Source organism: Hyphobacterium indicum, from assembly GCF_003129605.1.
GTDB classification, from domain to species: Bacteria; Pseudomonadota; Alphaproteobacteria; order Caulobacterales; family Maricaulaceae; genus Hyphobacterium; species Hyphobacterium indicum.
This window is the reverse complement of record NZ_QBDX01000004.1, coordinates 129,601-146,502: the sequence shown is the minus strand read 5'-3', so window position 1 is coordinate 146,502 and position 16,902 is coordinate 129,601. Positions and strand designations below refer to the sequence as shown.

General features: G+C 60.1%; 17 protein-coding genes and 2 tRNA genes. 12 read left to right on the top strand and 7 right to left on the bottom strand.

Annotation, left to right across the window (positions count from 1 at the left end; translation table 11 throughout):
- Position 1: 1 nt before the first annotated feature.
- Both aroC and DBR16_RS08655 read right to left on the bottom strand, forming a co-directional pair.
- Positions 2-1,090, bottom strand: a complete 1,089-nt coding sequence (aroC, locus tag DBR16_RS08660; RefSeq protein ID WP_109260870.1) for a chorismate synthase — start codon at positions 1,088-1,090, stop codon at positions 2-4.
- A 50-nt stretch (positions 1,091-1,140) separates the two neighbouring features.
- Positions 1,141-1,602, bottom strand: coding sequence for a J domain-containing protein (locus tag DBR16_RS08655; protein ID WP_125184541.1), 462 nt, complete (start codon positions 1,600-1,602; stop codon positions 1,141-1,143).
- A gap of 117 nt (positions 1,603-1,719) precedes the next feature.
- Between DBR16_RS08655 and pdxH the strand changes: the two genes are divergently transcribed.
- Positions 1,720-2,385 (top strand): pyridoxamine 5'-phosphate oxidase, encoded by a 666-nt coding sequence (gene pdxH / locus DBR16_RS08650; RefSeq protein WP_109260868.1) that lies wholly within the window; start codon positions 1,720-1,722, stop codon positions 2,383-2,385.
- On the opposite strand, the gene DBR16_RS08645 is transcribed toward pdxH, so the two are convergent.
- Positions 2,376-3,302: a hypothetical protein gene (locus DBR16_RS08645; RefSeq protein WP_109260867.1), complete on the bottom strand. Its 927-nt coding sequence runs from the start codon at positions 3,300-3,302 to the stop codon at positions 2,376-2,378. The genes pdxH and DBR16_RS08645 overlap by 10 nt on opposite strands.
- 326 nt (positions 3,303-3,628) lie before the next feature.
- On the opposite strand from DBR16_RS08645, the gene DBR16_RS08640 reads away from it, so the two are divergent.
- Both DBR16_RS08640 and DBR16_RS08635 read left to right on the top strand, forming a co-directional pair.
- The gene (locus DBR16_RS08640; RefSeq protein WP_109260866.1) at positions 3,629-4,561 is read left to right on the top strand and encodes an ABC transporter permease; all 933 of its coding nucleotides are present in this window, start codon (positions 3,629-3,631) and stop codon (positions 4,559-4,561) included.
- Entirely contained in the window at positions 4,558-5,463 is a 906-nt protein-coding gene (locus tag DBR16_RS08635) for an ABC transporter permease (protein WP_109260865.1), read from the top strand. The genes DBR16_RS08640 and DBR16_RS08635 overlap by 4 nt, the downstream gene beginning before the upstream one ends.
- On the opposite strand, the gene DBR16_RS08630 is transcribed toward DBR16_RS08635, so the two are convergent.
- Positions 5,464-6,255, bottom strand: a complete 792-nt coding sequence (locus DBR16_RS08630) for a hypothetical protein (RefSeq protein ID WP_109260864.1) — start codon at positions 6,253-6,255, stop codon at positions 5,464-5,466. It lies immediately after the preceding gene.
- A gap of 19 nt (positions 6,256-6,274) precedes the next feature.
- On the bottom strand, positions 6,275-6,907 hold the full coding sequence (locus DBR16_RS08625) for a hypothetical protein (RefSeq protein WP_125184540.1): 633 nt from the start codon (positions 6,905-6,907) through the stop codon (positions 6,275-6,277).
- Between the two features lie 128 nt (positions 6,908-7,035).
- Between DBR16_RS08625 and DBR16_RS08620 the strand changes: the two genes are divergently transcribed.
- A complete protein-coding gene (locus DBR16_RS08620; protein ID WP_109260862.1) occupies positions 7,036-8,691 on the top strand; it encodes a peptide ABC transporter substrate-binding protein in 1,656 nt (551 codons plus the stop codon).
- A gap of 112 nt (positions 8,692-8,803) precedes the next feature.
- A complete protein-coding gene (locus DBR16_RS08615; RefSeq protein WP_161539450.1) occupies positions 8,804-9,970 on the top strand; it encodes a DUF3667 domain-containing protein in 1,167 nt (388 codons plus the stop codon).
- A 1-nt stretch (position 9,971) separates the two neighbouring features.
- On the opposite strand, the gene sppA is transcribed toward DBR16_RS08615, so the two are convergent.
- Positions 9,972-11,753: a signal peptide peptidase SppA gene (gene sppA / locus DBR16_RS08610; RefSeq protein ID WP_109260860.1), complete on the bottom strand. Its 1,782-nt coding sequence runs from the start codon at positions 11,751-11,753 to the stop codon at positions 9,972-9,974.
- A 137-nt stretch (positions 11,754-11,890) separates the two neighbouring features.
- Positions 11,891-11,967, bottom strand: a tRNA-Pro gene (locus DBR16_RS08605).
- A 121-nt stretch (positions 11,968-12,088) separates the two neighbouring features.
- On the opposite strand from DBR16_RS08605, the gene DBR16_RS08600 reads away from it, so the two are divergent.
- From DBR16_RS08600 to DBR16_RS08570, 7 genes are all read left to right on the top strand, one after another.
- Positions 12,089-12,164 (top strand) — tRNA-Gln (locus tag DBR16_RS08600).
- Positions 12,165-12,669: 505 nt separating this feature from the next.
- Complete coding sequence (locus DBR16_RS08595; protein ID WP_109260859.1) at positions 12,670-13,437, top strand: DUF3450 domain-containing protein; 768 nt, start codon at positions 12,670-12,672, stop codon at positions 13,435-13,437.
- Between the two features lie 24 nt (positions 13,438-13,461).
- On the top strand, positions 13,462-14,862 hold the full coding sequence (locus DBR16_RS08590) for a MotA/TolQ/ExbB proton channel family protein (RefSeq protein WP_109260858.1): 1,401 nt from the start codon (positions 13,462-13,464) through the stop codon (positions 14,860-14,862).
- Between the two features lie 14 nt (positions 14,863-14,876).
- Positions 14,877-15,398, top strand: coding sequence for a MotA/TolQ/ExbB proton channel family protein (locus DBR16_RS08585; protein ID WP_109260857.1), 522 nt, complete (start codon positions 14,877-14,879; stop codon positions 15,396-15,398).
- 4 nt (positions 15,399-15,402) lie between these two features.
- Entirely contained in the window at positions 15,403-15,822 is a 420-nt protein-coding gene (locus DBR16_RS08580) for an ExbD/TolR family protein (protein ID WP_109260856.1), read from the top strand.
- Positions 15,823-15,837: 15 nt separating this feature from the next.
- Positions 15,838-16,242 carry an ExbD/TolR family protein gene (locus DBR16_RS08575; RefSeq protein WP_109260855.1) on the top strand — a complete coding sequence of 135 codons (405 nt, stop codon included), beginning with the start codon at positions 15,838-15,840 and terminating at the stop codon, positions 16,240-16,242.
- Between the two features lie 9 nt (positions 16,243-16,251).
- On the top strand, positions 16,252-16,869 hold the full coding sequence (locus tag DBR16_RS08570; protein ID WP_109260854.1) for an energy transducer TonB: 618 nt from the start codon (positions 16,252-16,254) through the stop codon (positions 16,867-16,869).
- The last annotated feature ends 33 nt before the right edge of the window (positions 16,870-16,902 follow it).

Sequence of the window (16,902 nt, the reverse complement as noted above, 5' to 3'; positions counted from 1 at the left end):
GTCACCCCACCTGCCCACGATGCCTGAGCTTCTGATCGGCCAGAATGATTGCGGCCATGGCCTCGGCGACCGGGACCGCCCGGATACCGACACAGGGGTCATGGCGGCCTTTTGTGGAAATGCTTGTCTCGTTGAAGTCCCGGTCCAGCGTCCGCCGTTCGGTCCTGATCGAGGAGGTCGGCTTGATGGCGATCCGCATGACAATGTCCTGACCGGTTGAAATGCCGCCGAGCACACCGCCATTGTGATTGGACAGAAATTCGGCACCGTCCCTGCCGGCCACCATTTCATCGGCCGCGTCTTCGCCGCGCATGGCCGCCGCCGCAAAGCCGGCACCGATTTCCACGCCTTTTGCAGCCGGAATGGACATCATGGCGGCCGCCAGTTCCGCATCCAGCTTGCCATAGACCGGTTCGCCCCAGCCCGCCGGGAGGCCCGAAACATGGAGTTCAACGATCGCGCCGGTCGACGAGCCTTCGCTGCGGAGCTGATCGAGGCGGCTGGCCCATGCCTCGACAATGCCGGCGTCCGGCGAAAAGAAGGGATTGCTGCCGGTCGCCTCCCAATCCCAGGCGGTTTTGTCGGCCGGAATATCCCCGAGCTGGATCAAGGCGGCGCGAATCCGGATTTGCGGGCCGAGCACCTGCCGGGCGATGGCGCCTGCCGCGACGCGCGCGGCGGTCTCGCGGGCCGAGGACCGGCCGCCACCGCGATAATCACGAACGCCGTACTTGGCATCATAGGTATAATCGGCATGGCCCGGCCGCCATTTGTCGCGGATATCGGTATAGTCCTTCGAGCGGGCATCGGTGTTTTCGATGATCAGGGAGATGGGCGCACCCGTGGTGACGGGGCCATCGGTGCGGTCATCCGCGAATGTGCCGGAGAGGATGCGCACCGCGTCTGCCTCCTGCCGCGGAGAGACATGCCGTCCGGTTCCCGGCCGGCGCTTGTCCAGCCAGGGCTGGATCAGGCTTTCATCCAGGGGCAGGCCGGGCGGGCAGCCATCAATAACCGCACCCAGGGCCGGTCCATGGCTTTCGCCCCAGGTGGTGACGCGGAATAATCGTCCGAAAGTATTGTTCGACATGGGATGGCCCGTTCTTTCCGGCAGCAAACTAGATCAGCGGATGGCCAGCGTCACGCTGCAGACCGGGCCTTTCGCAGCCAGCCTGCCATCCGTGCCGCCGGTGAACGGTTGACGAAGTCATCAATGAAGCGGCCGAGGCCGGTTTCCCCGGTCACGCTTTCGCTTCCGGTTTCGCAGGCGATCCGGATCATGGCCAGGAAGGCCGGGTCTCCAACGGCGGAAATCCGGGTTCCGGCGGTTGTCCCCGCAATAATCCGGAACACACCGCTGCGCCCCTCATGATTGACGGTTCTGGAAATTCCAGTCCGGGCTTCAGCGGGCGTGAGGGTCAGGACGATCTCTGTTGCGTCCGATTTTTCCAGATGGCGGATGGCTTTGACCGCGTTGGCCAGACGGGACAGCGTTTCGGGTGTGGCCGGCGTATGATCGGGATGCAGCGCCTTGGCGCGCTGGCGGAAGGCAGCTTTGGCCTGCGCGAGGGAGGCATCGGGCGCGAGGCCAAGCACTTTCAAGGAGCGCGTAATGTCCGGATCAGATCCCCACATGCGGCGCAAGGTAGATTGAGGAAGGTTCCTGATTGGTTGACGCGCGCGATACGCCTATATGGTTGTGCAGCGAGGAGACAGAAAATGAGCCGGAAAACGAGCGATATACCGCAATCCCCCACGGCCGAGGACTATCAGGCGACCGCCGAGGCGAATGCGGCGGAGATTTTCGACCGCGATGATCCGTTTTCCCTGTTTGCCGACTGGTTTGCCGACGCGAAACGCAAGGAGCCCAATGATCCCAATGCCATGGCGCTGGCCACGGCGGACGAGACCGGCCTGCCGGATGTCCGGATGGTCCTGCTCAAGGATTTCGATGCGGACGGCTTTGTCTTCTACACGAATCTGGAAAGCGCAAAGGGCTTGCAGATCGGGGCCAATCCGCAGGCCGCGCTGTGCTTTCACTGGAAAAGCCTGCGCCGCCAGGTGCGGCTGCGTGGCGCCGTGGAGCGGGTGACTCCGGACGAAGCGGATGCGTATTTTGCCTCCCGCGCCCGGGACAGCCGTATCGGCGCCTGGGCGTCGAAACAGTCGCGGTCGCTGGAAAGCCGGTTCGCGCTGGAAAAAGCGGTGGCAAGAGAGGCAGCTCGATTTGGTCTCGGCACGGTGCCCCGACCGCCGCACTGGTCCGGCTTCCGGCTGAAGCCACAGCATTTCGAATTCTGGCGCGACCGGCCTTTCCGGCTGCATGACCGGCTGGTGTTCGACCGCCGGGACGCCGGCTGGACAAGGTCGCGCCTCTATCCCTGAGCGCGGGACGCGACAAACGCCTTCAATGCCTTGCCGACCCGGGAGGTTGCTTTCAGCTTGTCTTTCAGCGGCATGGCAATGGGCGGATCAATATTGGTCTTGTTGACATCCACCACATAGAGGCGGCCATCCATCTGGTCGCGCAAGACATCCATGGCACCCCATTCCAGTCCCATGCGGGCGGCAAATTCGATGAGGCTGGCGGTTTCCGTTTCCGTGAAAGCCTCCTCCGGTTCGACGAGGCGGACATCGGAATTGATATTGGTAAACCGTTTGCCGATCTGGCGGCGCTTGATGAACAGCAAGGGCATGTCGCGGCCAACGATGACGCAGCGGTAATCCATGACCTCGTTGTCCCCGCAGCGGTTGTCCACAAGACGCTGATAGGCGCAGTCCGGTTTCGGCGTGAACGGAGCCTGCAGGACGCGGCCGTCATGCGCTCCGTTGATTTCCGACTTCTCGACGACAGGGCCGGCATGAATGGAAGGATCGACGGCAATCCCATATCCGAAGGTCTGTTCGAAAACGCGGGCAACATGCGATTTCGAAACGTCGCAGCACCCGAAATTCATATGCGCCCGGGATTGCGGCAGCGGGGGCGGGGGAGAGGCTGTGGTGTCCTCGAAATAGATGGTGAGGTCCGCCTTTGTCTGATCGCGGACGATCCGGCCGCCTACAGCATGGGTGCACGACCAGATGAAATACCATGGCCTCGGCCGCTGCGGCGTGAAAGCGATTCGCGGCCCGCGCAGGCGCAAGGCGGCGAGGCGCCAGACTTCCATGCAGATATAGAAGACCAGCCAGTTCATGCAGACCGCAAGGAATTTGCGGCGCAAGGGCAGTTGATGCCCCGTGCTCTTGATCGACACGATTCCGTCGCGGTAGGCCCAGTCTGACCACCAGAAGGCGCTGTTCATGATCGCGTCCTGTTACAAGCGCCCCTGACCGGGCACGCATTCAGGTGATTAGCGGTCCAAGGCTTGCGTGGAAAGCCCCGAGTTGAAACGGGGCTGTATCATGCCGGGATGGGTTCAAGCCATGAATTTTCTGTCAGCGCGCTTGCGCAGGGCCGTTTTTATCCTGTTAATGCTAGCTGCGGTACAGGCTATCCCAAGTGTTTTTTCGGCATCGGTGGATGACGAGACCGCAGCAGATCGCAGCCTGACACTGCGACGGGCTATTGATTGACTTTCCGGTGCGCCGCATGAATCGGCGACCAGTCACCAGCAGGGTTAGCGCGTAAATGTTCGGATACATTGCCCGGCGAATTCTGATCGCCATACCCACAATACTGGTGATCATTACCGTCGCATTCTTCATGATGCGCGCGGCTCCGGGCGGTCCATTTGATCTCGAGCGCCCGATGCCGGAAGAGGTCCGGCAGAACATTCTCGAGCATTTCGGTTTCGACCGGCCTCTGCACGAACAGTATTTCGCCTATCTGGGTGATCTGGTTCAGGCTGATCTGGGTCCATCCCTCCGATTCCGCGACAAGACGGTTTCCGACATTATTGCCGAAGGTTTTCCGGTCAGCGCGACCATCGGGGGGCTGTCCATATTGCTGGCGCTGATGGTGGGCTCGCTGATGGGTGCGATTGCAGCCCTAAGACAGAACAAGCTGACGGATTTTGCCGTCATGGGCTTTGCCATGGGCGGAATCACGATTCCGCCCTTTGTCATGGGACCGATCCTGGCCCTGATATTCGGTATCGGGCTGGGATGGCTGCCGGTGGGGGGGCTGGATCCCCGCTATGGAATGACGCCCGAGCGGCTGGTCCTGCCCGTGATCACGCTGGCCCTGCCGCAGATCGCAATCGTTTCACGCCTGATGCGCGCCAGCATGATCGAGGTGCTGCGCTCGAACTATATCCGCACGGCGCGTGCCAAGGGCCTGTCTGCGCCCGCGGTTCTGTTCCGCCATGCCTTGCGGGCGGCCGTGCTTCCGCTGGTCAGCTATATCGGACCGGCGTCGGCGGCGCTGGTCACGGGGTCCATCGTGATCGAACAGGTGTTCCAGTTGCCCGGCATCGGCCGTCAGTTCGTTATGGCGGCCCTGCAGCGTGACTACACGGTCGTGATGGGCGTGGTGATCCTGTACGCTTCGCTGATCATTCTTCTCAATCTGCTTGCCGATCTGGTTTATGCGGCGCTGAATCCACGGGTGAAGTTCGAGTGAAAACGATAGTCGGATCCGAGCAGAACGCCGAAGCCATCGAGAAGGCGGCGATAGAAGGCCGTTCCCTGTGGGACGACGCCCTGGCGCGCCTGTTCCGCAACAAGGCCGCTGTGGGCAGTATGATCGTGCTCGGCCTCCTGGTGCTGATTGCCGTGGTGGGGCCGTATCTTTGGCCGCACAGTCATGAAACGATCTACCGCGAGCGGGTCTGGCTGGCGCCGACATTCGAGAATTTGCACATTTTCGGGACGGATGCGCAGGGACGTGACCTGTTTGCACGGACGCTGATCGGTCTGCGCGTATCGCTGATGGTCGGTGTTGTGGCGTCTCTGGTTTCGCTGGTGATCGGCGTGTTCTGGGGCGCAACAGCCGGGTTTATCGGCGGCCGCGTTGACCAGGTGATGATGCGGATCGTGGACGTGCTCTATTCGCTGCCCTTCATCTTCTTCGTTATCATCCTGATGGTGGTTTTCGGGCGCAATATCATCCTGATCTTTGTCGCCATCGGCGCGGTCGAATGGTTGACCATGGCGCGGATTGTCCGGGGCCAGACCATCTCCATCAAGAATATGGAATTTGTCGAGGCGGCCGAGGCGGCCGGTGTTTCGCGTCTGGCCATTATCCGACGTCACATCATCCCGAATGTGCTGGGCCCGGTCATCGTCTATGTCACCCTGACCATACCGGTCGTGATTCTGGCTGAGAGCTTTCTGAGCTTCCTCGGTCTCGGCGTTCAGGAACCGCTGACCTCGCTGGGCCGTCTGATTGCCTATGGTGCTCAGGACATGCAGATCGCCACCTGGACACTCTTCGTTCCGGCCGGGACGATGATGCTGACGCTGTTCTGCTTCAACTTCATCGGTGATGGCGTCCGGGACGCCATCGATCCGAAAGACCGCTGATCAGCGTTCGCGGTGAACGCGGATGGCGCGTCCGCGGCCATTGATCTGCATCAGATAACTGTCGAGTGATGCGCGGCGGATTTCCGCGAAATTCGTTTCGTCATCGTCGTAATTGATGCGTCCGGCCCCGGATTGATCCCAGACCTGACCATTGGTCATGTAGAAGCGGTGGCGGTTATAGGCCATTTCGCGGATACGTTCGATTTCCATGACGACGCGTTCGACCCCGCCTTCATCATCGCGCTCGACCACCTGGACGCCATTGATCGGGCCGCGGTCAGTTGTTGTGGCCGGTGCTTCCTCTCTATCGCCACCGCGGCCGGTCAGCCGGGCAAACAGTCCGCGTGACTCCTCTTCCTCTTCCTGAATGACAGGCTCAGCTGAGGGCGCAGGCGGGGGAGCTACAGGTTCAACCGGTTCACCGGACTCCGCGGCGGCCAGTCTTTCCGGTGTGGAGGACGGGTCCAGAGGGTCGGGTGTATTACCGGTTCCCCGGGCGAACATGGACAGGCTCAGGCGCGGCATGCTGGGCAGGTCAAATCCGAATGAGTCGCGCTCGACGGCCTCGACGTCTTCACGATAGATGCCGACGAGGCCGTTCTGCCTTTCTTCGGACAAGCGCCCGGCCGCGGCATCAAAACAGGCGAGCCGCGAGGCTTCATCGGCAATCTGCTGGCAGACCAGAATGTCATCAATGGGGTCGGACGACTGAGCGGATACGCCGGACGAGATCAACAGGCCCAGTGCGGTGGCCGACAGAATGGAGACTTTGAATTCGGATGGTTTGCGCATTCCGGTCATTCCCTTTGTTCTATTCTTCACGGCGGACACGGAACCAGCGGCCCCGGTCATTCAATTGCATCTGGTGTGAACCGAGCATGGCGCTGCGGACCGCGACCGACATTTCGGTTGGCGGCTGGCGGCGGGAGTAAAGCACGCGGGTGTCATCAATCTGCCGCCAGACCTGGCCATTCTGCAGTGTCACGATCAGCCGGTCATACGGATCACGCTCGAGATTCTGAACCGCCAGACCTTCTATGCCGGTGATATCGCCTTCGTCATTGCGGACAACCGTACGGGACGAGGGCGCATTTTGCGCATTCCTTTCCGGCTCCGCAGCATCCGCCAGATCTGTCGATGCGCCGCCGGACAGGCGGGGCAGGCTGACATTGGGCAGGCTGGGCAGCCGGAATTCCGGTATGTTCAAGCCGTAGGTGGCTTCTTCCGCTGCCTCAATGTCACTTCGATTGACGGCAACGACTTCACCCCTGTTTTCAGATTGATAAAGACTTTCAACGGCGGCATCGAGACAGGCAAGGCGCTGTGCGTTGTCGGCAATCTGCCGGCAGTCAAACAATGGCGATAGCGGGGAGTCCGCATTCTGCGCAAATGCCGGGACTGTGATAAAAAGGGCGAGCGGAAGTGTTAGTAATCGCGTGTTCATCGTTAACTTGCTATCAGTGACCGAGTTTCGCAGACTATGCGTGAGCGCTCCGGTCCTGTCGACCGCGAGACGCAATACGATATGCATAGTCCCAGATTGACAGAACGGGAACGGAGAGGGTCCTGGCAATGCCAAACAAGTTGAATTTCCGGATTACGCTATTGATGGCTGCTTCCGCGGTCACGCTGGCCGCATGCGGTGGCTCGGGTGATGTTGACGAAAACTCCATCGTCCTGCACCGCGGCAATAGTGCCGAACCCCTGACGCTTGACCCACACAAGGCCAGCGGAACCTGGGAAAATAATATTATCGGCGACATGTTCATCGGCCTGTTTACCGATGACGCGAATGCTGCGCCCATTCCCGGCATGGCGGAAAGCTGGGAGGTCAGCGAAGACGGGCTGACCTGGACTTTCGCTTTGCGCGAAGCGGTGTGGTCTGACGGCGTGCCGGTCACGGCCCACGATTTCGAATATGCCTTCCAGCGGATTCTGAATCCCGCAACGCTGGCGCAATACTCTTCGCTGCTGTACCCGATCGAGAATGCCGAAGCCGTCAATACCGGTACCATGCCGCCGGAAGCGGTCGGCGTGGAGGCGCTGGATGACCGGACCCTGGAAATCCGGCTCGAGAACCCCGCGCCCTATCTGCTCGGCCTGCTGACGCACTACACGACCTTCCCCGTACCCCGGCACATCGTCGAGCAATATGGCGATCAGTGGATCCAGCCGGAACATATCGCCGTCAATGGCCCGTACGAGCTGGTCCAGTGGTCGACCAACAATTTTGTTCACGTCGAGCGCAACGAGCTGTTCTACGATAACGAAAATGTCTGCATCGACGAGGTGTTCTATTACCCGACGGTTGATCCGGCAGCGGGGGTCCGCCGTGTCCAGAATGGCGAACTTCATCTCAACAATGAATTTCCGGGCCAGCATATCGACCGGCTTCAGCGCGAAATGCCGGACTATGTCCGTGTGCATCCCTATATGGGAACCGTCTATTTCTCTATGAATAACGAGATTGATGCGTTCAGCGATCCGCGTGTCCGCAACGCGCTGGGCATGGCGGTCAACCGCGAATTCCTGGCCGAGGAAATCTATCGCGACGGGCGCTCGGCGGCCTATTCGCTGGTGCCGCCGGATGTTGCCAATTATGCGGGCGGTGTCGAGGCCGAGTGGGCAGATATGCCGATGGACGATCGCCGTGACCGTGCGCGCGAGCTGTTGATGGAAGCCGGTTATGGTCCCGACAACCCTCTGGAGTTCGAATATTCTCACCGGTCCACGGGCGACAATCCGCGGATTGCGCCGGTGGTCCAGCAGGACTGGGAGAGCATTGCGGACTGGGTGGACGTGGACCTTCGCCAGATCGAGACCCAGATTCACTATGAAAACCTGCGGTCTGCAGACTATGAAATTGGTGATGGCGGATGGATCGCGGACTACAACGACGCCTATAACTTCCTGTTCCTTGCGGAAGAACGCTCCATTCCGATGAATTATTCGCGTTATCGCAATCCGGAATATGATGACCTGGTTTCGCGGGCCAATCAGGAGCTCGACATGGAAATCCGCGCCAGCATGCTGGCCGAAGCCGAGCAGATGATGATCGATGACATGCCGATCATTCCGGTCGTCTTCTATGTGAACCGTGCGGTGGTCAGCCCTGAAGTCACAGGGTGGGAAGACAATATCGTCCATATCCACCGCACCCGCTTCATGTGCCTGCAGGATGCCCAGCAGGCCGCATCGGGTTCAAGCGGCGAGACATCAGCCGATTGATCTGATCTGCATCAGGCTTTGCACCCCTCCTTCTTCGGCGTAGATTGCGCCGCAGGGGGAGGGGTTTTTCATGTCAGATCCAATTATCGACGCGATTGCCGTTGATTCGGTGGTGTCCGAGGCAGGCAAAGCTCGACAAGGCCGCCGCGGGTCGCGGTTTAATCGGGAACAGTCCGGCAAATGCCTCAATTGCGGAACGCCGCTCAAAGGACAAGTCTGCCATAGCTGCGGTCAGGATAGTGACAGTTTTCATCGCCCCATCTGGAGTCTTTTTTGGGAAGTATTCGACGGACTGCTGTCGATTGATGGCAAGCTCTGGCGGACCCTGCCCAAGCTCCTGTTCCGGCCCGGCTATCTGACGCGCCATTATCTTGAAGGTGTCCGGGCGCGCTATGTCCAACCCTTCCGGTTGCTGCTGGGCGCCAGTGTCATCTTCTTTTTTGTGTTCTGGAGCGGGTTCGGGGGAGGCGATGGTCTATTCGGCAGCGGTAGTCTGCCTGATACGGACCGCGCCATGGAAGAGCTCACTTCAACAGAAGAGCAGCTGCGCGAAAGCAACCCTGAAGCGGCCGATGATATCGCTCGCATGCGGGCGGCGCTGGCAAATTCTGAAGGCCCCAGCAACGCTGACGGTGAGCTGGGTGCAGCTGAGCTTTCCGCGGAAGAACGCGCCGTTTTGCGAGAGCAGAGAATTGCCGGGATGCGCCATTTCCTGGTCCCGGAGGACCACACCGCACCGTCAGGTGCCGACGGGCAGGAAACCGTCACCCGAATCGAGGATGAGGGCGTTGTCCTGCCCGGGGTGGGGCGACTGGAGTTGACGGGCGCCAATGAACTGCCGCTCACGGCGCGCCGGGTCATTGCCAATCAGCTTGAGGTTATCATTCGCGACCCATCGCGCTGGCTGGATTCCATCAAGGCCAACACGACGTATCTGCTTGTTGCGCTGCTTCCCGTTCACGCTCTTATCCTGGCCTTTGGCCAGCTATGGCGCCGGGGTTTTTATTTTTACGACCATCTGATCGCCTCGCTGCATTTTCATGCGTTCATTTTTGTCCTGCTGACCCTGCTGAATCTGCTCGGTGGCGTACTGAATGAATGGGGCATCCTGATCTTCATCTTGTGGAGCAATTTTTACGTCTACCGGATGCACAGGGTCGTTTATGAGCACGGACGGATCATGTCCGTGCTCAGAACGATTTCGCTCGATTTCACCTATGCCATCGTGCTGTTCTTTGCATTGCTGGCATTGATCATCGTGGGCCTGTTTACCGCCTGACCTATCGCGGCTGGACGCTGCGGGCCCGCAACTCATTGCCGGTGCCTGCCGTTTGCCCGGCCTCCATCAGCGCCCGGAATTCGGGTGCATTCATCAGGGCGTTCAGCTGGGCCAGGGATTGAGCGCCTTCGGCCGAGACACCGAACAATTCCTGGAAGGCCTCGAATGGCGTTCTCTCGCGCGGGAAGCGTTGCAGGTTCACGGTGGCGTCTTCCTCGATGCCAGCGAGGCGCCGCGCCGCGGCAATGGCTTCCATAAGACCGCCGATTTCATCCACGAGGCCGTTTTGCAGTGCCTGTTCTCCGGTCCAGACCCGGCCCCTGGCGATCTCGCGAACGGTGTCGATGCCGATCTCCCGGCCGTCTACCACGCGCTGCGTGAAGTCCTCGTAGATGTCGGCAAGCTGTGCCTCGACGGCGGCCCGCTGTTCCCCGGTCCAGGGTGAGCTTGCCGAATTGGCGGTTGCGAATTCACCGCCAACAGCGACTTCCTCGAAATTGACACCGATCAGGCCGAAGGTCTCGCCCAGGCTGATCTTGCCGCCATAGACCCCGATCGAGCCGGTCAGCGTGGTGGCGTTGGAGACAATGTAATCGGCCGGTGCGGCGATATAGTAACCGCCGGAGGCCGCCGCGCCGCCCATGGATACCACGACCGGGATGCCGCGGTCCTGCGCCCGCCGGATCGCGTCCCAGATCTGATCCGAGGCAACGGATGATCCGCCAGGGGAATCGATGCGCAGGATAATGGCCCGGACAGAGGATGCGGAAGCGGCGTTGGTGATGGCTTCCGCCATGGCGTCACCGCCAATAACCGGGTCGCCGCCAAAAGGCGACACAATACCCGGGCCGGTCACAATGGCGCCCTGCCCCTCGATGAGGGCGATGCGCGGTCCCTGTTCGGTCAGCACACCGCTGAAGCGGTAGTCCTCGATGTTGGCCAGGGTGACATTTCCGCCTGCGCGGTCGATCACCGCCTGACGCGCGGCTGCCACATGTCCGAGCTGATCCACCAGCCCGGCACTGGCAGCGGCCTCGGCGCTATGCGGAGCGGATTCAATCAGAGCCCGGAAGGCTTCCAGGTCGAGACTACGGCCGGCGGCGGCATTGGTCAGCGCCACATCATAGATCGAGCCGAAATAGGACAGCGTGGCTTCCAGGTGTTCCGGCGTGAAGCCGGTCTCGGTGTAGGTGTTCGGCGCATTCTTGTATTCGAGGAACTGGATGAATTCGGCATCGACCTCGAACCGTTCCAGCGCAGCGCCATAGAAGGGCACTTCGCCGGCCAGTCCGGACGTGGAGAAGCTGGCCGTGTCCTGGAGCCAGATCTCATCTGCGCTCGAAATGGCCAGATAATTCGTGACCGACGTTCCGACAAAGCCCTGGGAATGCACGATCACCGGCCGGTCACTCTCGCGGAAGGCGGCGATGGCGCGGTTGATTTCCTCGGCCTGGGCCGGCGTCATGCCGAATTCGTTGGCGCGGATAAAGAGGCCGGCGACGCGATTGTCCCGCCCGGCCCGGTCAAGCAGCCGGACCAGATCGACGACAGATGTTGATTCGGTGAAGGCAAAGGGCGACCGCGTCGGCTGATCAAGACGGCTCTCGCGAAGGTCGACTTCCAGGACGAAGCGTCCCGCCGGCAGGCCTGTGTCCTCTGCTGCGCTCGCTCCCATCGCGGATATCAGACCGGCGATTCCGAATATCAGGATGAAGAGGGTCAGGATCGAGCCGATGATGACACCGATGATCGAGCCGAAGAGCGTGACAAAAAACTGTTTCATGGGACCGTCCTGAATTGCGCTATCTTGCTTACAGCATGCGCATATTGTGCCGGAAACCACGAGGGACAGTCACATCTTTCATCCCGCCGGCCAAAATCCGCGGCAGATGTGCCTTGTATACAACGGGGAAGGTAGAGTGGTCGGAGTAGCAAGATTCGAACTTGCGACCCCCGCCTCCCGAAGACGGTGCTCTACCAGGCTGAGCTATACTCCGACCGGAGCGCGGGCTTATAGCTACTTCGGATACGGGATTCAATCACTACAGCATCACCCCGTTGCATCATCTGCAGTGAGGGGCTATCTACCGCCTCCGCCGCGATACGCGGCCGGCCTGCTGGGGCGTAGCTTAGTTGGTAAAGCAGCGGTTTTTGGTACCGAAGAGCGGAGGTTCGAGTCCTCCCGCCCCAGCCACTCTCATGCAAAGCGATTCTCTCCATCTGCGGGTTTGCGGTGAAGCGACTGCAAAGTTTTTGCAGCTGTGCCTGTAACAATTTTTTGTGAACACGCTCGCCGCCTTGCCAACAAGGCCCAAACGGGACGCGTATTTCGTGTTGCACGGCAACCGCTTGGCAGCAATTCGCCTGTGAAGGGAGAATTCACCATAAAACTGCCATTGTCACCGCATTCGATAAGTGTCTGTCTATTGATTGACGCGCGTCACTTGGTTAGCGTCGAGATTAAGAAGGCGTAATTCGCCGAACGAGACGGGAGGGCAAACTCCCGCGAAGCGAGGGGAAGGGTTCTATTTTCGGGGTGCTTCCCAACTTCTATTCGAATCTGCAGGTTCGGGCCGGCGCTTTGCGGCCGTCCGGCCTCAGAACAAGCAGGGGCTTATCCGGTGCATGGTACCGGACTAGCATAAACAGTCAGTCAGGCGTGGCGGATACAAGCCGCGCTGTTCAACGTGAGGCGAGACATGGCGAACTTGAATAAATGGCTTCGCACTTCAGTCGCAGCAGCGGTGTTTTCCGTTGGCGTGGCCGGTATTGCGGACGCGCAATTGCAGACAGCGCTTTCCACAGGCGCGCAATCCACACAGGAAGGGGCTTCCACTCAATCGCAGATCGACCAGATCGACGATGAACGCACCAATGCGGAGCTGGAATACCGGGCCTTGCTGCAGCAGATCGAAAGCCAGGAGCTTTACGTCGCTCAGCAGGAAGTCTTCCTGCAGTCGCAGGCCAATGAGCTGGACTCCCTGCAATTGCAGATTGACAGCGTCGGCAACATCCAGCGCGACCTGATCCCGATGCTGCGCGAAATGGTCGACAATCTCCGCCAGTTCGTGGAGCTCGACCTGCCATTCCAGCAGGACGCCCGTCTCGAGCGCGTTGATGATCTTTATGATCTGATCGACGATCCGGAAGTTTCCGCTGCGGAAAAATATCGCGTCATCCTGAACCGCTATGACATCGAGGCCTCTTATGGCCGCGGTCTCCGCGTTTACGAGGACACCACCACGATCGACGGTACCGACGTGACACAGTCGATCCTCCAGGTCGGCCGCGTGGCACTGATCCGCGACACGCAGGGTTCGCTGGACATGCTGTATCGCGGTGCCTCTGACTGGGTTCCGGTCCCCGCGAGCTATAACAATGACGTTCAACGGGCTTTCCGCATCGCACGTGAAGTGACGACGCCGGAAGTCTTCACCGTGCCGCTCCCCGGCTCGGAAGATCAATAATACGGCCCTGACGGAGAATTTGTGATGAAATTCAATCTCAAAACACTTGCCGCAGCGGTCGCATTCGGTGCCGCTTTCGCCGGTGGAGCGATGGCTCAACAACAACCGGTTTCGAGTATCAGCCAATTGCTTGACCGCGTCCGCTCGGATGTGCGTGAAGCTTCGGCCGAAAACCAGCAACGGCTCAGCGAGTTCCGTTCCGAACGGAACCGCCAGACGTCACTGCTCGCCGGTGCCCGGCAGGAACTGGCGGCGCTGGAAGCGCAGGCAGATCGGCTGGAAGCCGAGTTCGAAGCCAATTCGCAACAGATCGACGTGCTGGCCGAGGAATTGCGCCTCGCCCAGGGGGAATTCGGTGAGCTCTTCGGCGTCGCACGCCAGAGTGCCGGTGAATTCGGATCGCTGATCCAGGGGTCTCTGGTCAGCTCCCAGCATCCGGGCCGCGCCGCACCGCTGCTGGACCTGTCCAACAGCCGCGTTCTGCCGACCCGCACCGAGCTGGACACGATCTGGCGGTCGATCACTGAGGAAATGATCTACCAGGCTGAAATTGCATCCTATTCGGCGAATGTGTCCGACCTGGATTGTGACAGCCCGGCTGTGACCCGTGTCGGTGTGTTCGTTTCCTACGCCACGTGTGGCGGAGAAGCCTATTTCACTCAGTGGGCGCTTCCGGAAAATGCGAGCGTCGGTGCCAGCTACCGCCTGTCGGCCCTGCCGTCGCAGCCGCCGGCCAATATCCGCGGTGCTGCCATGGGCCTCTACAATGCCGAGCGTGGCGAGATCACATCCGGTCCGGTCGACCCGTCCCGCGGTGGCCTGCTTCTGGTTTACCGGGACATTCCTGATCTCGGCGAGCGTATCGAACAGGGCCGCATCGTCGGTAAGATCATCATCGGTCTGCTGGTAGTCAGCGTTGCCTTTGGTCTCTTCCGCCTGCTGATGCTGGTTCTGGAATCCATGGCCGTTGCCGGTCAGAAGCGCCGCTCGACCCCGTCGAAGGGCAATTCGCTCGGCCGCGTGATGCTGGCCTATGAATCGGTCAAGGATCATTCCGAGGAAGTCATCGAAATGAAGCTGGACGAAGCCATTCTCAAGGAAGTGCCGAAGCTGGAATTCGGACTCAACTTCCTGAAGCTGGCGGCCGGTATTGCCCCGCTGCTGGGTCTGCTCGGTACGGTGACCGGCATGATCAAGACCTTCACCCAGATCACGCTTTTCGGTACCGGCGATCCCAAGATCATGGCTGGCGGTATCTCGGAAGCCCTTGTGACCACGGTGCTCGGCCTTGTTTCTGCCATACCGCTGTTGTTCCTTCATAGCTTCGCAGCGAGCTTCTCTCGCGGCGTGCAGCAAACGCTGGAAGAGCAGGCGGCAGGCATTGTCGCGCGTCACGCGGAAGAGCGTGCTGGCCGTTCAGCTTAGGGGAGGTCCGAAAAATGGATTTCCAATCAGCCCTTGGCGGACTGAACGAATTCCTTGATCGCGGCGGGCCTGTGCTCGTCGCCATCATGGCGGTGACGTTCGTGATGTGGGCCTTTATCCTCGAGCGTTTTGCCTACTTCTTCTTCGCCCAGGCGGGCGATGCGAAGCGGGCGCTCCAGGAATGGTCCGCACGGTCCGATCATACATCGTGGACAGCTCACGCGATCCGCGACCAGTTGATCTCGGAAGCCCGTCAGAAAGCGGAAAACAATGTCGAGCTTGTCAAGACGCTCGTCGCGGTTGCGCCTCTGTTCGGTCTTCTGGGAACGGTGACAGGCATGGTTCAGGTGTTTGATGTGATGGCCGTGGCCGGATCGTCGGACGCAAGGGCAATGTCGGCGGGGGTTTCCCGCGCGACCATCCCGACCATGGCCGGCATGGTGGCGGCACTGTCCGGTCTGATTTTCTCAAATCAGATCGAGCGGCTCGCCAAGCACCGCACGGCTGTTCTCGCCGACAAGCTGGAACTGGAGTAGCGATATGCGCAGACGTTCCAACCGAGGAAATGATCAGGCCGAAGTGAACATGACGCCGATGCTCGACATCGTGTTCATCCTGCTCATCTTCTTCATCGTGACGGCGACCTTCCTGCAGGAGCAGGGGTTCGATATGCGGCCTCCGCCACCGAATGACGAGGCAGAGCCGACTGAGCCCAATCCGGTTATTCTGGTCCAGGTTGATGCAGAGAACCGGGTATTCGTGAACCAGCGTGCCACCAGTGAAGACCGGGTGCTCGCGGCGGTTCAGCGGATACGGGCCGAGGCACCGCAAAGCGCAGTGCTGATCGAGCCGAATGATGAAGCCCTGCATGGCACGATCTCGACGATCTGGGATGACATGCGGTCCAACGGTATTCCTGTGTCGATCCAGCGCGCACGCGGCGGCGGCGACGACACCTAGCTCGGGGAGAGAGATATGGCTCGACGTGGGAGCCGGGTACAGACGGATGATGAAGATGTCGAACTGAACATGACGCCCATGCTGGACGTCGTGTTCATCCTCCTGATCTTCTTCATTGTGACGGCTGTATTCGTGAAAGAACCGGGCGTGGATGTTTTCCGGCCTGACGTGAACCAGAGTGAGCAGATGAAGCCGACCCTTCTGGTCGCGGTAACATCGGCTGACGAAATCTGGATCAACCGGAATGTGTATGAAATTACACAGGTGCGCGGTGTACTCGAACAGTTGTTGTCCGAGAATCCGCGGGCCGAGGCCATGATCCAGGGCGATCAGGATGCGCCGATCGGAACCGTTCTGGATATCCAGGAGATACTCACCGAGCTGGGTGTTGAGGAAATCAACATCTCGGAAGAAAGCTAGGAGCGCCTGATGGGTAGTATTTTCAGACTTGTCATCGGTATTCCGATCGCGATCATTGTGACGTTTGCCCTGTTCACCCTGATGCGGACGCTGATCTTTGTTGACGAGGCTCCGCCCGAGGAAGAAGGCGCGGAATACCGCTTTGATATCAATCCGCAGGTCGAACAGGTTGATGCCCGGGCGCGCGACACCTCGATTGACGATGTGCAGCAGGTTGACCCGCCGCCCCCGCCGCCGCAGGTAGAGCGTCAGGCTGCGGATCTGCCGTCTGAAAGCCTGTCGACCATTGTGGGCAGCATTCCGGAATTCGATGCGCCGGATCTCAATTCCGGCAATGTCAGCTTCAATATTTCCGACCGGAACGCCCAGCCGCTGGTGCGGATCCCTCCGCAATACCCGCCGCGCGCTGCCGAGCGTGGTATTGAGGGCTTCTGTCTGATGCAGTTCAACGTGTCTCCGGACGGAACTCCGATCGATATCGTTGCGCTGGAATGTTCGAGTAGCATGTTTGAACGGAGCTCCATCCGCGCTGTCGAGCGCTGGCGCTACAGCCCGCGTATTGTGGACGGTGTGGCACAGACTCGGACCGGTGTTCAGACACGGCTCGATTATCAACTGGACGAATAGAATGGTTTCCGCGTTGCGATCGGATACTGAAAC